Genomic DNA, 14,295 nt, shown 5'->3' on the forward strand with positions numbered 1-14,295 from the left:
GTGGCCGCAAGTAAACGCGTCCCTACCATTTTCTATTTCGGTCATTAAAAAAATTTAAATTGAGGCAGACAACATGACAGGCAAATCAATCATAAGCAAGAAACTTTCAGTCGTTGCAGCAACCATCGCTTCGGTATTTTTCTGTGGCGCCAGCCATTCAGCATCGTCAGGAGACGAATGGCCCACACAGCCAATAGAAATAGTGATTCCGTATAACGCTGGTGGTGCTGTCGATACCTTGACCCGAATAGTTGCAAAAGAGATGAGTAGCGACCTTGGCCAGCCTATCATCGTACAACCACGCCCAGGTGGCGAAGGCAATATTGCAGCCATGGCGGTAGCCAGAGCCAAGCCTGACGGATATACCTTGCTGTCTAGTTCGGCAGTACTGACCAGCATTCCGGTCTTGTTCGACAACATCAGCTGGAGTGTCGATGATTTCGCACCAATAGGTCGTATTGCGACCTCTTCAGGCTTTATTCTGGCGTCGGCAACACTGCCGGTAAAGACGATTCCCGAACTTGTCTCCTATGCCAAGAAAAACCCAGGGCTACCTGCCGCGGTGATCATCGGTGGCGCTTTTACAACTTACATCACACACACTTTGGCCAAAGAAGCCAAGCTGGATTTGCTGTTTGTGCCGTATCCGGGTGCGGCACAGCACATGACGGATCTTTATGAGGGGCGAGTTGCGCTGGCCACCGTGTCCGGCAATTTAGCCTGTGGCTCTATTAGCAACGACAAGGTTAATGTCCTGGCCATTACAGGAGAAGAGCGATCCAGCATGGCACCCGATATTCCGACCATGGCAGAAGCAGGTTACCCAGCAATCGACACCCAAGGCTGGTATGGTTTGCATGCTCCCGCAGGTACCCCCGCCGACCGAATTGCGCGATTGGACCAAGCACTCAAGAAGGCACTTGCCACGGAAAGTGTTCGGGAAGCCCTGACCAAGGCTTGCGTAAACGTGTCGTATCAAAATTCGGAAGCGTTCGCCAAGTTTGTAAAGCAGGACGCGAAACTCTGGACCAAGGCGGTTGCGCTCATGAAGCGTCAGGACAAAGGAACTGCGGGCTCGAAGGAAAAGTAGCTCACCGCAGCATAGCCAGCAGTGATGGCGCCGGTTTCAGCAGCAATCCGCTGATGAAGAGCACCTTGACCAGCGTGGCCGCCAGCACATACGAAAGTACCACCATACCCAGTATCAGCATGGCAATGCCAACTGCTACAAACCAGCCCCAATGCGTCTTCAGGGCGTTGAGTGGCTTGGTGAGTTGCTCGCTGGGCCGAGGGAAATTGCAGATGGGGTCTGTCATAGGATTCGATCCTGAGAAAATGCACCGAGCCAGACGTGTAAGGCTCTGACGCCTGCCACCGGAGGATGGCCAGCCATTTGTACGGCTGGCCATTGCATGTCCTCACCCCCACGGTTTATTGTCACTGATGTTTTCATCACGTTAAGGGAGCGGCCATGCAGCTTGTTGCGATCGTATTGTTGATGGTGGTGATGCCCATCATCTCTATTGTTCATGATGTCGCAAATAACCAGGCGGCTTTAGTCTACGCGCTCGGAAAATGGTTTGTATTCTGGGGCGTGGGATGGCGTCTTGTCAGCGCAGCGGCGCACCAAATGATGCGCCCGGCTTATACCGCCAAGGATATTTTTGAAATCGACGACCCGGCTGCCGGCAAGCTTGTCCTGGAAATCGGCTTTGGCAATCTGGCGATAGGCATCCCTGCTATCGCCAGTCTGTACTTCCCGGCCTGGGTGCCCGCCCTTGCCTTGGCGGGATGCATTTTCTTTGCATTGGCCGGTTTCCAGCATATTCGGAACAAAGCCACAACTCGCGCGGAGGTTGCCGCCATGGTGTCAGACCTTGGCCTGGCTGCGGTCCTGGCTGTCTACCTGCTCTGGCTCGGCCTGTCGGGTTAGAGCCCGAACGCTTACTTCGCCTGGCTACCCGGCGGAAACTCAGCAAACACCTTGGCGATACCCGTTTAGATGCCTTCGTTGAGCCTTTCGGGTGAGCTGGGTATGGTTCCGCTGACATTGCTCCGCCAGACGGCTCGCTTGCTCTTCAGATCAAGCATATCGATCGCCAGCGTGCCAACATCGAAAGTGCTGGTAGCGGTTGAGGACAACCTGGATCAGGCCAATATACAAAGATCGTTTCATAAGGGTTTAGCCTAAATTTCCCAATTTTCAGGAATTGAATTCCTCGTTTATGGGAAACCAGAATAAAGTAGCACCTTGTTTCTGATTTGAGATACTCCATGTCCGACGAGTTCGTGGCCAAAGGCGGCGCTGATCGGGTTCTATTTGTACTGGCAACACTGGCCAAGCTCGAACGGTCTGTGACACCTGCAGAACTGATCGCCGAGACCGGCCTGAGCAAAAGCACCCTGTACAGGCAACTGGCCTTGCTCAAGCGCTGGGGGTTTGTCATGGAGAGCAACGGCGCCTATTTACCCGGGCCGATGTGTCTACCCCTGGCATGGGGGTTCGACCAATTGTCTTACTTGGTTCAAGAGGCCCATGGCGAGCTCGAAACGCTGGCCCGAAACACGGGAGAGTCAGTTGGCCTGCTGGCAACCGCGAATAACCAGGTGGTTTGCCTCGACATGGTCGAAAGCCCAAGTTCGCTGCGTTGTTCCTTCGTCAAAGGTCGAGGGCTTCCTCTCTGGAAAGGGGCTTCCGCCAAAACGCTGCTCGCCTTCATGGACAATGATCGCCGTGCCGCCGCTTTACGCCATCTGGAGCACAGTGGCCTGGTCCAACAGCAAGATATCGTTGCCCTGAAAAAAACGCTCGAGGACATACGCGCTCAAGGCTACTGTATTTCAGACAGCGAAGTGGACGAGGGCGTCTGGGGTATCGGTGCACCCATATTCCAGCAATACGGACATGCGATAGCGGCCATTACCCTCATGGCCCCCAATACCCGAATCCATAACCGCGAACGGCAGTTTATCGACATGACGTCTGCCATTGCCGCACGCATTTCATCACGGCTGCAAAGCCATTGAGAGCCTTCCCACACAAGGAGATTGTCATGACATCACGCAAAACCATCCTGGCAGCGCTGTTTGCAGTATCGATGAGCGGCTTTGCCTCCGCCGGCCTCGCTGCCGACACCGTACGCATTGTCACGGATCCCACCTTCCCGCCCATGGAGTTCAGCAAGGACGGCAAGCGCACTGGCTTCGACATTGAGTTGACCGAAGCCCTAATCAAGGAAATGGGCAAGGAGGCGTCCTGGACCGATATTGATTTCAAGGGACTGATCCCTGCCGTTCTGTCGGGTCGCGCCGATATGGCAGTATCTGCCATCTATATTACAGACGCGCGCAAGCAGGTAGTGGATTTCACCGACTCGTACTATGCCGGCGGCCTCGTCGTATTGACTCGCCGTGACGGCCCCATCAAGTCGCTCAAAGACCTCGATGGAAAGCGCGTTTCCGTACAGGTGGGTACCAAGTCGGTAGGCTACCTCCAAGAGCACTACCCCAAAGTGCAGCGCGTCGAGGTAGAGAAGAACGAAGAAATGTTCAATCTTGTAGGCGTGGGTCGTGCGGATGCTGCAGTAACCGGCAAACCCGCCGCCAAGCTGTACGCACAATCCCATCCCGACCTGGTTGTTCTGGACGCACAAATCACCACTGAAGAATACGGAATCGCTGTAGACAAGCGTCAACCCGAGCTGGTGACGGACCTGAATGATGCGCTCAAGCGCCTCAAGGAGAAAGGCACCTACCAGCAGATCGTCGACAAATGGTTTGAAGGCGGGAAATAATGAATTTGGACTTCACGCCCGCGTTCACTGATTGGCGTGCGCTGCTAAGCGGCGCCACAGTGACGGTGGAAGTAACGATCTGTGCACTACTGCTTTCCTGCCTGCTCGGACTTTTGATAGGCATAGGTCGGCTCAATCCCCAGCGGCGCATGGTCTATGGCATTTCCAGCGTCTATCTTTCGTGCTTCCGCGGTACGCCGCTGCTGGTCCAGCTCTTCATCTGGTTCTTCGGCCTGCCGCGCTTCGGCCTGCTGCTGCCTGCCTTTGCTTGCGGCGTATTGGGCCTGGGGATGTATTCCGCCTCGTATGTGTCGGAGATCGTGCGTGGTGCGATTCAGTCGGTCGACAAAGGACAAATGGAAGCGGCCCGATCACTGGGCATGTCGGGCCGGCAAGCGATGTTCAAGATCATTCTGCCGCAAGCTTTCGTACGCATGATCCCGCCGCTGGGCAACGAGTTTATCTCGCTGATCAAGAACTCGGCGCTGGTCTCCCTGCTGACCATCCACGATCTGATGCATGAAGGCCAAAAAATCATCAGTGTGTCGTACCGCTCCCTGGAAATCTATCTGGTGATTGCCGTGATCTACTGGCTGATGACCACTTTTGTAACAATGGCATTGCGTAGCGTAGAGCTGCGCCTTAAAGCAGGAGGCATGGTGCAATGAGCGGTCAATCAAGCGAGCAGTCTTCAGAACCGACACAAGCCATGATTCAGATACAGGGCTTGCACAAGGCTTATGGCGACCACGAGGTGCTTAAGGGCGTGAATCTGGAAGTTGACAAATCGCAGGTGGTGGTGGTGATCGGCCCCAGCGGCTCCGGCAAGAGCACCTTGCTGCGTTGCTGTAACGGACTGGAGGTCGCGCAGCGCGGCATGATCGACATCTGCGGCCAGCGTTTGCTGACAAACGGTAAGATGCTGAACGACAGCCAATTGAATGCCTTGCGGACGCAAGTAGGTATGGTGTTCCAGTCGTTCAATCTCTTCCCTCACCTGACCGTGCTGGACAACATTACGGTCGGGCCGCGTACTCTCAAAAAGACCAGTGCCGCAGCCGCCAAGGAACAAGGCATGGCACTGCTCGACAAAGTCGGCCTGTCCGAGAAGGCCGCGGCCATGCCCGCCAGCCTGTCCGGAGGACAAAAGCAGCGTGTGGCGATTGCCCGCGCGCTGGCCATGGAGCCCAAGGTCATGCTGTTCGACGAGCCGACGTCGGCGCTTGATCCCGAGCTTGTCGGTGAAGTGCTGAGCGTCATGAAACTGCTGGCCAAAGAAGGAATGACCATGATGGTGGTCACGCATGAAATGGGATTTGCCCGCGATATGGCCGACACCGTTGTCGTCATGGACGGCGGACGGATCATAGAGGCCGACAAGCCGGAAGTCATTTTCACGAACCCCAGCCAGGAACGTACCCGCAGTTTTCTGCAGGCTGTACTCAAGAAAGACGCATAGGACGGGGCATGGATACGACTCAGAATATTTGGCAGGGCAGGAACGATGCTGCCGAACAGGGCGATACCCGTCGTCTGTTCCAGATCGTGCGACAGGCAAACAACGGGTTTGCTGCGGGCGAGCCCGTACTGCTCGGGTTTGCCTGCGATGCCGGCGTGCGCCGCAACAAAGGCCGCCCCGGAGCACGCAAAGGTCCGCACGCAATCCGCTCGATGATGGCGGGCTTGCCTGCACATGACTTCGATGTGTTGTGGGATGCGGGTGATATCGTCTGCGAAGACGATGCGCTGGAGCAAGCACAGGCGGCGCTGGGACGGCAGGTGGCCAGTGCACTGGCTGCCGGCACTCGTCCGCTGATATTGGGCGGCGGGCATGAAACGGCCTGGGGCACGTATCAGGGATTGGCGCAGCACCTTGCCGTGCGAGCTACGGATAACGCGTCGAGCAAGCCGTTGCTTATCGTGAACCTGGATGCACATTTTGACCTGCGCAGCAGCCGGCCAGGCAGCTCGGGCACGCCTTTTGACCAGATTCTCGAGGCTTGCAGGCAAAACGCCACACCAGTCACTTATGCCTGCTTTGGGGTATCAAAGCTGAGCAACACCGCCGGGCTCTATGCCCACGCGCAAGAACTCGGTACTGTGTTTTATGAAGACACAGACATGCAACCGCAGCATCTGGAAAACCGCCTGGCAGACCTGGACAAGCTGCTTGCTCTAGCCGGCGACGTCTACCTCACCATCGACCTGGACGTTCTGCCGGCCTCGGTCGCGCCAGGTGTTTCAGCACCCGCCCCGCTGGGCGTACCCTACAGCGTGATAGAGTCCTTGGCCTTACGGGTCAAGCAAAGCGGCAAGCTGCGTGTCAGCGATATTGTTGAAATCAATCCCGACTTTGACATTGACAACCATACCGCACGCATTGCCGCCCGGCTTGCGTGGCAGCTGCTGGCGCCCTGAGGCATGCTCCTCGGACAGTCCGTGAGCGCCGCCATAGCTGCTTGAGCATGATGGCGCTTACGAGGCGCCTGCAACCCTGCAATCCTTGATTAGGACGTTGCTGACGGTGGACGTCTGGCTGGCTGCCCCCCGCTGCGGGTCCTGGGTCAGCATTTTTCCGTTCACCGCAGCCACATTCTCACGCGTGAATTTATCGGTGGTCCATGTGTATCCGTTACCGCGGAATGTGTTGCCGACCATATCGGCGTTGCTGGTAGTGGCACGGGTGAGATCTATGGCTTGGTTGTTATAGATCACCTTTGCGGCCATCGGCTCATCTCCCTGGAAGGTATACAGGACGCTTAAGGGCTGGGTGCTTCCTTGGCCGCAGTTGTATTCGACCGTTTGTTGCGACAGCGTCTTGACGTTTTCGTCTGTCGTCGAACATGCCGCCAGCCCTGCGCATAAAAACAAGCCGGCCAGTGTTGTGAGTTTACGGTTCATGGATGGTCCTTTGAAATTCCAGGCATCAAGCCTGCTCTTAAATTTTTATACCATCGCCGCCATGCAAGGCCTGTAAGCGCCCGTGTCCAATTGAAATTCAATGGACAGCAGCAAGCGTTCAAGCCATTCGCCTTGCTGTCTGCTTCATCAGCAGCAATGAACCTAATTATTATTTTTACTAATACACCGCAATAATTAATTGAATCTAATCAAACAGAAGCTAATATTTCTAATATAAGGATGAGACATGAAGATTGCACATTCGTTGGACATCAAGTCTCTAAGGGTATTTGAAGCCGTTGCCAGCATGGACAACCTGGTACGCAGCCAACTGTACAAGGAGTCCATTCTGATTGTTGTGCCTAAAGACAAGGCACAACGGGCAAGGCACAACGATTTTCAGGGCTGGACTTGGCCGAATGCGCGCAGGAAATGCCATTTATCCGCTTTTCGGCACGATCGCACTTGCAGAAAAAAAGCGGGGGCCGAGCGGTAAGACATCACACTAGCCACTATCCCTAGTTGTATTGTTATCAGTACATGTATATGATTACACCTAAACTTACTCATACATAAAATCAACCGGAGATTAAGGCATGCACAAACGTTACTTGGGCGCCGGCGTACTGGGCGCCGTCCTGGCCTTTTCCACAACCATTCCCACACTGGCACTCGCCGCCGATCAGCCGCCACTCAAACTTGTCGTAGGCGCTTCACCCGGCGGCACGACCGATCGCGTTGCTCGCGGTATCGCTCAGGAAATGACCGATATTCTGGGTCAGACCGTCATTGTCGAGAACAGGCCTGGCGCGGGTGGCAACATTGCAGCCGACGCTGTGGCCCGTGCACCCAAAGACGGCAATACCCTGCTGGTCAGCTTTACCAGCTTTACGGTCAACGCAACCCTATACAAAAAACTGCCTTTCGACCCTGAGAAAGACTTTACGCCCATCAGCATGTTGGCCGAGGTGCCCAGCGTGCTGGTAGCGCGCAAGGATTTCCCAGCCAGTGACGTGGCAACCTTGATTAAGCTGGCCAAGAAAGATCCGGGTAAGTATTCCTTCGCCATTGGCGGTGTTGGTTCCTCACTGCATATGGCCACGGCAAGCTTTGAAATGGATGCGGGCATAGAAGGCCTGACCGTCCCCTATAAGGGCACAGCGCCGGCACTACAGGACTTGGTTGGCGGGCAAGTCGACTTGATGTTTGCCAGCGCAGTCAATGTGATGCCTTTATATGGCAGCGACCGCATCAAGTTTCTTGGTGTGACCAGCCCCGAGCCCATGAAGCAATTTTCTTCGGCCCCTCCTATTGGGGACACCGTCGAGGGCTTTACTTCCAAGGCCTGGTTTGGCATGTTCGGGCCGGCCGGCATATCGGCAGAACGCCTGGAGCAGCTGAACCACGCCGTTCGTGAAGGCGCAAAGCGTGAAAGCTTCATCAAGCTTATCGAACCGGAAGGTGGCACGGTCGTAACAAATACGCCCGAAGAGTTTGCTCAGTTCGTATCGAAAGACATCAAACGCTATGCCAAAGTCGTAAAATTCACCGGAGTGACCGCCGACTGACCGAGACTATGATCGACAACCCCACCCCCCGCTACTACAAAATCTACCGCCTGCTCAAGCACGCAATAGAGAACGGCCAATATGTCGACAATGAGGCCATGCCGGGGGAAAATGTTCTGGCGGAACAATACAAAGTATCCCGCCTTACCATCCGCCGATCTCTGGAGCTGTTGCAGCGCGAAGGCCTGGTGGAAAGGCGCCAGGGGTCTGGCACCTTTCCGATAGCCGGCAACGTTGCAAGTCAGCCTTTGCGCGCTGACATCAACAAGCTCGTTGCCCACCTGAACAAAATGGGCACAGGCACCCAGGTTCAGGTGCTGAGTTTTGGGTACGAGACAGCCAACGAAATGGCCAGACACCAACTGGAGTTGCCTGCCAACGCCAAAGTGCAAAAGGCCATCCGTGTGCGCTATCACAACCAGGTACCCTTCTCATACCTGGTGACGTATGTCCCGGAGTCCATCGGACGACGCTATTCAGAAAAAGATATGACCCAGGCGCCTTTGCAGGCATTGTTAAAAGGTTTGGGAATACGCCTGGGGTCCGCCGAGCAGTCATTTACGGCAACAGCCGCGGACGCGCATCACGCCGAAGCACTCCAGGTGGGCATTTCATCACCGTTGCTGTGTATAAAACGGCTGAACCGCGACACACAAGGCAGGCCTGTTGAATACTTGGTCGCCGTCTACAACCCCGAGCATTTTGAGTATCGCATGGCGCTCTCGAACAAGCGCTCGAAAGGGGTGGATGGCTGGATCGTCAACGATAGCCACTAGCCACCCCGGCAGCCACCTTACTCGTAGCGTTGGGCCTGCTCCATCAAGGCAGGGGTGCCGATCAGTTGGTTCAGTTGCTCGAAGTTGAGCATGGCGTCAGTCGAACCGGCTGTACTGCCGTTCTGCTGCAGCAAACCATAGTACGCTTGTAGGGCATGCGAAACGGCACGTGCCGCCCCCCCCGGAAAGATGACCATGCTAAAGCCGATTTCTCCGAGTTCGCTGGCGGAATGCACTGGTGTCATGCCGCCTTCCACCATATTGGCTAACAAGGGCACCTTGCCCTTGAAGCGCCCGCAAGCCTGGCGCATTTGTGCATCGGTCCGCAAGGCCTCTATAAAGAGCACGTCTACGCCGCACTCCAGGTAAGCTTGTGCACGATCAAACGCGGCGTCAAGCCCTTCTACTGCCACAGCGTCTGTCCGCGCCAGAATCAGGGTCTCGTCGCTACGGCGCGCGTCCAGTGCAGCTTTCAGCTTGCCGCACATCTCAGTCACCGGCACCACGGCTTTGCCTGATAAATGCCCGCAACGCTTGGGAAAAGTCTGGTCTTCGAGCTGTATCATTGCCGCGCCGGCTTTTTCAAAGCCCTTGACGGTACGCGCCACATTCAATGCGTTGCCAAAGCCCGTGTCGCCATCAACGACAATGGGCAGCTCTACACGATCGGCAATGCGCGATAAGGTTTGCTCGACCTCGGTATAAGTGGTCAAGCCAACATCGGAGCGGCCCAGCCGCGTATAGGCGATCGATGCACCCGAGAGATAAACGGCTTGGAAACCCGCCTGCTCGGCAATAAGCGCCGACAAGGAATCATAAACGCCGGGCACCAACAGGCAAGGCGTGGACTGCAAAAGAGATTTGAGTGACTTCATCAGTTTCTACAAAATGTGCTTCGAACCGCCCCATGAGCGGACCGCAACAAGTTAGGAAGTAGCGAATTTACGTTGCAGTTGAGCCAACAGACCGCCTGCAGCGGCCATCTCTACAAGAAATGACGGCGTTTTCTGGCAAGTAATATCCTGCGATGCTTGTTCGACATCTTTTTCGTACAGCCGCAAGACAGATTGTTCAGTATCGATCTCAACCAGACTGCCCTCGGGTATCTGCTCGGCATCGGGGCAAACAATGGCCAGAAGGCCCAGATTAAATGCATTGCGGAAATACAAACCACTAAAAGACGGCGCAATGACGGCCTTGACGCCAAGCTGCACCAGCACACCCACCGCCTGCTCGCGCGATGAGCCTATGCCAAAGCCAGGGCCTGCCACTATCACGTCGCCGGCACGAAGATTCGCGGCAAGGCCCGGATAACGGCTTTCCAGGCAGTGCCCCGCCATATCGGCCAGGTCCATCTTCATATAGGCGCCCGGAGCCAATGCGTCGGTATCGATATTGTCACCCACTCGCCATACACGATGCTTTTCCATCATTTGTTCTCCGCCAGGACTTTGCGGGGGTCCATAATTCGGCCATTCAAGGCTGAAGCAGCCACGGTGTACGGCGAAGCAAGAAAGACATTGGTATCCGCCGAGCCCATGCGGCCTTTGAAGTTGCGCGCCGTACTGGAAATGACATTGGATGCTCCCGCCAATGCATTGCCGTAGCCCGAGCACGCACCGCAGGACGTTGCAAAGACTTGCGCCCCCGCATCGACCAGAATGTCCATGATGCCTTCGTCCTGGGCGTCCTGCTGGTCACGCAAAGTCGCCGGGGCTACCATGAGACGTACCCCGGTATTGACGCGATGGCCTTTCAGGATCTGTGCGGCAGCTCGCAGGTCGTCCAGCTTGGCGCCCGTACAGGCGCCAATATAGGCGATCTGCACGGCTATATTGTCCAGCTCATCCACCGCATGCACATTGTCGGGGCTATGCGGCGCGGCCACCATGGGGGCAAGACTGCCGGCATCAAACGATCTGATATCACGCTCAGCTGCGGCATCGGTCTTCCAGTGAGCCAGGTCGATGTCCGCCTCCACACCCATTGCTTTCAAGTAGTCCATGGTGACCTGGTCGGGCGCAATCAACCCCGCCTGCGCACCCAGCTCAGCACTCATGTTTGACAGGGTCATGCGCTCTTGCATGGACAGCGCACCAACGGCCTCGCCAGTATATTCAACAGCCCCATAATTTGCGCCGTTCGTGCCATATAAACCTATCATGTGCAACATCATGTCTTTGGCGCTGACACCGTCGGACAGGCGACCTGACCAATGCATGTCGATCGTGACTGGCGTCCTCACCCAAATCTGTCCGGTCGCCACCACGCCCAGCATCTCAGTGCTGCCTATCCCGAACATATAAGCACCAAATGCACCGCCAGTGGGCGAATGCGAATCGCCCCCGACACAAAACATACCGGGCCGCAAATGCCCCTTCTGAGGCAGCACCACGTGACAGATACCTATCGAGTCGTACACATGTGGCAGTTGTTGCACCTGAGCCCAGTCTCGAGCGATTTTAAGAATACGTCGCGAGTCATCATCCTCTTCGGGTACATAGTGATCCATGACCAGCACCACTTTGGATTTGTCCCAGATCTGGGCGCCAATCTTCTCGAGCATAGGTTTGAGCCTGCGAGGCCCGCTTGAGTCGTGGAACATGGCAAGGTCCACGTCGCATGTCACGATCTCATCAACGGCCACCGCATCGCGATGACAGGCACGGGCAATCAGTTTCTGAGCTAGCGTCTGGGCAGCCATGTAAGTCCTTCGGAGAAAATAAGGAAAGCCGGAACAATTGTAAAGATGTACTTATAACAATACAAGCTATCCTCGAGCGCTACGTTTACACTGTGCGTATCATGAAGCCAGCTACCAAAACCTTGTCGCTCTCTCCTTGTCCCTGTGGCAATTCCGTAGCCTACGATGCCTGCTGCGGGCGCTGGCATCACGGTGCCCAGCGACTTAAGGCACCCGACGCAACAACGTTGATGCGCTCCCGGTACACGGCTTTCGTGCTGAACGACCTAGATTACCTGCTGGACACATGGCATGCCAGTACGAGGCCTGCCAGCCTGGAAGGCAACGGCCCCCAGGTCAAGTGGTTAGGCCTGCAATTGCGCAATCACCACCAGCAAGACGCCGACCATGCAACCGTCGAATTTGTTGCGCGCTCCCGGCACCGCGGGCAAGCCGTCCGATTGCACGAAATCAGCCGCTTCGTTCGTGAAGACGGCCAATGGTTTTACGTTGATGGTGACTTTGTACAGAAGGCGTGATCAGCACACACGACGTCAATTCCTGTGCCTTTGCGAAGAAGCCGGCTCGCCATGCAACGTAAGCCGGGCCACGATTCTGCCCGCCTTCTGAATCAGGGAAAACTCATTTCTACCAGGATAATGCAGATCCAGGCGGCGGCATAGATTATTCAACCCCTTACCGCCTTGAGCCAAGACATGACGCGACTGCAATTGTCCTGGATTATCAACCTCGATCGTCAGTGCATCGCCCTGACGGCGTGCGCTGATATTAACCAGGAAACGTTCATGTTCTGCCCATTGACCATGCTTGATGGCGTTTTCAACCAAGCCTTGCAAAGTCATGTGGGGGATAAGGATAGATAGCGTGGATGGGTCCACCTGGCTTTGGTATTCCAGGCGCTTGTCAAAACGCAGTTCCTGTATGCGTATATAGGACTCTGCAGCCTCGATCTCTTCGTCGAGACGGCACATTCCATCCCCACGATTTCCCAAAGAATACCGCAGATAATCCGCCAGACGACGCGTCATTTCCTCGGCGATGTGGGGACGCTCGGGTATTTCGGCCACCAGGGCATTCAGCGCATTGAACAGAAAGTGCGGTTCTATCTGTGTTTGCAGATGCTCTAGCTCCAGCTGTACTGCACGGGTTTCGGCTTTCATTTTGGAAATACGCTCATTGCGTGCGGCCAGTTCGGCTTCTACGCCGAAATAAACCAGTGTCCAGATGGACAGAATACCCATGTAGTAAATGACACCTAGCCTGAATTGGTGCCCGCGCGCGATGCTGAGCTCTCCGAGCTGGAACAGGCTATATATGGTGTAGCCGATAGCCGCCAATAAGACCGAGGCCGCCGCACACAGCAGTACGGCGCAGGCCAGTACGATGGTCAGGGATGCGTCCTTGGGCGCGTGACGCACATGCCATACCGCTGCAGTGCTGGTCAGTGCAAAGGCCAGCGGCTCCATCGCCAGGGTCAGCCAGAACGAAGCCTCGACATTGCCAAAAATCACAAGACGGATACAGAATCCAAGAACAAGAAGAATCGACCATCCAGCAACCTGGGCGCGCCAAAATCCCGTAGAGAGCATCCTGCGTACCGGTTCACCACTTTCAGAGGTAATTGTCATAAGTGCAACACCCAAAGACGCCATACGGGAATAAAAGCAACCCACCAAAGCGTGGTCTGTTCACTTGATTCCAAACATGATTTATATTATTGACATTAAATAAAAGAAGCACCGGCGCAACATCTCTTTTTCGACGAATCAGCATTTGTCGTCGACGAACAGACATAAATCAGACTTGCAGCCCCTGGCATCGAGCCGTTTAACAATGTCTGGCACGCCGGACATCATAAAGGAGCCGGATGCTGCGGGTACTGATAGTCGACGATGAAGCCCCGGCGCGGCGCTATATGCGCCGGCTGCTTGAAGCAGCGCCAGATGTCCTGATCGAGGGCGAAGCCGCCACTATCGACCAAGCCCGCAAGCTTATCCACGCCCATCGTCCAGATGTCATTTTCCTGGATATCATTCTGACGCAAGGTACGGGATTCGAGCTTCTGGAAGGACTGGACCGCACACCCAGCGTCGTCTTCGTCACTGCACATAGCAATTATGCGGCGCAGGCTTTCGACATCAATGCTGTCGACTATCTGCTCAAACCCGTCAACCCCGACCGCCTGGCCCAGACACTGAACCGGCTCAGACCGCGCGCCACCGACTATCTGACCACTCGCACCCGGACAGGCACACGACAGATCAAAGTCAGGGAACTCACGGTCATACAAGCCGAAGGAGATTATGTTCGTCTGCACAGTGCTGCCTATGCCAACGAACTGATACACATCACCTTAAAGCGTCTGGCGGCACAGCTCCCCTCTCCTCCATTCTGCCCGGTCTCCCGCTCCCTCATCATCAACCTGGATCATATTGCCCATTTGGCACATCGATCGGGCACACAAACCGAAGTCAACTTCATCAATAGTGTCACACCTGTCATGCTGGGCCGCACCGCAACGCTGCGGTTGCGGCGTGCCATGGCCTAGCCCA

18 protein-coding genes are annotated in these 14,295 nt (G+C 55.5%); 11 read left to right on the plus strand and 7 right to left on the minus strand.

Translation table 11 applies throughout. The features are described 5' to 3' along the window. Positions 1 to 73 precede the first annotated feature (73 nt). Positions 74 to 1,090, plus strand: a complete 1,017-nt coding sequence (locus ERD84_RS00450; RefSeq protein WP_130037204.1) for a Bug family tripartite tricarboxylate transporter substrate binding protein — start codon at positions 74 to 76, stop codon at positions 1,088 to 1,090. Between the two features lies 1 nt (position 1,091). Here ERD84_RS00450 and ERD84_RS00455 read toward each other — a convergent pair whose 3' ends face one another. Beyond that, complete coding sequence (locus ERD84_RS00455; RefSeq protein WP_130037206.1) at positions 1,092 to 1,316, minus strand: hypothetical protein; 225 nt, start codon at positions 1,314 to 1,316, stop codon at positions 1,092 to 1,094. Positions 1,317 to 1,471: 155 nt separating this feature from the next. Here ERD84_RS00455 and ERD84_RS00460 point away from each other — a divergent pair, with 155 nt between their 5' ends. After that, complete coding sequence (locus ERD84_RS00460; protein ID WP_130037208.1) at positions 1,472 to 1,933, plus strand: hypothetical protein; 462 nt, start codon at positions 1,472 to 1,474, stop codon at positions 1,931 to 1,933. A 65-nt stretch (positions 1,934 to 1,998) separates the two neighbouring features. On the opposite strand, the gene ERD84_RS00465 is transcribed toward ERD84_RS00460, so the two are convergent. Further along, positions 1,999 to 2,142, minus strand: coding sequence for a DUF4136 domain-containing protein (locus ERD84_RS00465; protein ID WP_130037210.1), 144 nt, complete (start codon positions 2,140 to 2,142; stop codon positions 1,999 to 2,001). Positions 2,143 to 2,274: 132 nt separating this feature from the next. Here ERD84_RS00465 and ERD84_RS00470 point away from each other — a divergent pair, with 132 nt between their 5' ends. The 5 genes from ERD84_RS00470 to hutG are packed head-to-tail and all read left to right on the plus strand — an operon-like array spanning position 2,275 to position 6,212. Further along, entirely contained in the window at positions 2,275 to 3,027 is a 753-nt protein-coding gene (locus ERD84_RS00470) for an IclR family transcriptional regulator (RefSeq protein ID WP_130037212.1), read from the plus strand. A gap of 26 nt (positions 3,028 to 3,053) precedes the next feature. Continuing rightward, on the plus strand, positions 3,054 to 3,794 hold the full coding sequence (locus tag ERD84_RS00475; RefSeq protein WP_130037214.1) for a transporter substrate-binding domain-containing protein: 741 nt from the start codon (positions 3,054 to 3,056) through the stop codon (positions 3,792 to 3,794). Beyond that, positions 3,794 to 4,462 carry an amino acid ABC transporter permease gene (locus ERD84_RS00480; RefSeq protein ID WP_130037216.1) on the plus strand — a complete coding sequence of 223 codons (669 nt, stop codon included), beginning with the start codon at positions 3,794 to 3,796 and terminating at the stop codon, positions 4,460 to 4,462. The genes ERD84_RS00475 and ERD84_RS00480 overlap by 1 nt, the downstream gene beginning before the upstream one ends. Next, complete coding sequence (locus tag ERD84_RS00485; protein ID WP_167667195.1) at positions 4,459 to 5,253, plus strand: amino acid ABC transporter ATP-binding protein; 795 nt, start codon at positions 4,459 to 4,461, stop codon at positions 5,251 to 5,253. Before ERD84_RS00480 ends, ERD84_RS00485 begins: the two co-directional genes overlap by 4 nt. An 8-nt stretch (positions 5,254 to 5,261) precedes the next feature. Then, entirely contained in the window at positions 5,262 to 6,212 is a 951-nt protein-coding gene (gene hutG, locus ERD84_RS00490; protein WP_130037218.1) for a formimidoylglutamase, read from the plus strand. A 57-nt stretch (positions 6,213 to 6,269) separates the two neighbouring features. Here hutG and ERD84_RS00495 read toward each other — a convergent pair whose 3' ends face one another. Next, a complete protein-coding gene (locus ERD84_RS00495) occupies positions 6,270 to 6,695 on the minus strand; it encodes an ACP-like domain-containing protein (RefSeq protein WP_130037220.1) in 426 nt (141 codons plus the stop codon). Between the two features lie 596 nt (positions 6,696 to 7,291). Here ERD84_RS00495 and ERD84_RS00500 point away from each other — a divergent pair. Then, the gene (locus ERD84_RS00500) at positions 7,292 to 8,263 is read left to right on the plus strand and encodes a Bug family tripartite tricarboxylate transporter substrate binding protein (protein ID WP_130037222.1); all 972 of its coding nucleotides are present in this window, start codon (positions 7,292 to 7,294) and stop codon (positions 8,261 to 8,263) included. Between the two features lie 8 nt (positions 8,264 to 8,271). Beyond that, positions 8,272 to 9,039, plus strand: a complete 768-nt coding sequence (locus ERD84_RS00505) for a GntR family transcriptional regulator (protein ID WP_130037224.1) — start codon at positions 8,272 to 8,274, stop codon at positions 9,037 to 9,039. 17 nt (positions 9,040 to 9,056) lie between these two features. On the opposite strand, the gene ERD84_RS00510 is transcribed toward ERD84_RS00505, so the two are convergent. Genes ERD84_RS00510 through ERD84_RS00520 form a run of 3 tightly spaced genes read right to left on the minus strand, consistent with a single transcriptional unit; the run spans position 9,057 to position 11,743 of the window. After that, positions 9,057 to 9,914 (minus strand): isocitrate lyase/PEP mutase family protein, encoded by an 858-nt coding sequence (locus tag ERD84_RS00510; RefSeq protein WP_130037226.1) that lies wholly within the window; start codon positions 9,912 to 9,914, stop codon positions 9,057 to 9,059. Between the two features lie 51 nt (positions 9,915 to 9,965). Continuing rightward, on the minus strand, positions 9,966 to 10,472 hold the full coding sequence (locus ERD84_RS00515) for a LeuD/DmdB family oxidoreductase small subunit (protein ID WP_167667197.1): 507 nt from the start codon (positions 10,470 to 10,472) through the stop codon (positions 9,966 to 9,968). After that, complete coding sequence (locus ERD84_RS00520; RefSeq protein WP_130037228.1) at positions 10,469 to 11,743, minus strand: 3-isopropylmalate dehydratase large subunit; 1,275 nt, start codon at positions 11,741 to 11,743, stop codon at positions 10,469 to 10,471. Before ERD84_RS00520 ends, ERD84_RS00515 begins: the two co-directional genes overlap by 4 nt. A gap of 101 nt (positions 11,744 to 11,844) precedes the next feature. Between ERD84_RS00520 and ERD84_RS00525 the strand changes: the two genes are divergently transcribed. After that, positions 11,845 to 12,261, plus strand: coding sequence for a YchJ family protein (locus tag ERD84_RS00525; RefSeq protein ID WP_167667198.1), 417 nt, complete (start codon positions 11,845 to 11,847; stop codon positions 12,259 to 12,261). 15 nt (positions 12,262 to 12,276) lie between these two features. Here the strand turns inward: ERD84_RS00525 and ERD84_RS00530 are convergent, their stop codons facing one another. After that, positions 12,277 to 13,371 (minus strand): sensor histidine kinase, encoded by a 1,095-nt coding sequence (locus ERD84_RS00530; RefSeq protein ID WP_245150583.1) that lies wholly within the window; start codon positions 13,369 to 13,371, stop codon positions 12,277 to 12,279. A gap of 239 nt (positions 13,372 to 13,610) precedes the next feature. Between ERD84_RS00530 and ERD84_RS00535 the strand changes: the two genes are divergently transcribed. Further along, the gene (locus tag ERD84_RS00535; RefSeq protein ID WP_130037232.1) at positions 13,611 to 14,291 is read left to right on the plus strand and encodes a LytR/AlgR family response regulator transcription factor; all 681 of its coding nucleotides are present in this window, start codon (positions 13,611 to 13,613) and stop codon (positions 14,289 to 14,291) included. Positions 14,292 to 14,295: the final 4 nt, after the last annotated feature.

The organism is Pollutimonas harenae (assembly GCF_004153685.1).
GTDB classification, from domain to species: Bacteria; Pseudomonadota; Gammaproteobacteria; order Burkholderiales; family Burkholderiaceae_B; genus Pusillimonas_C; species Pusillimonas_C harenae.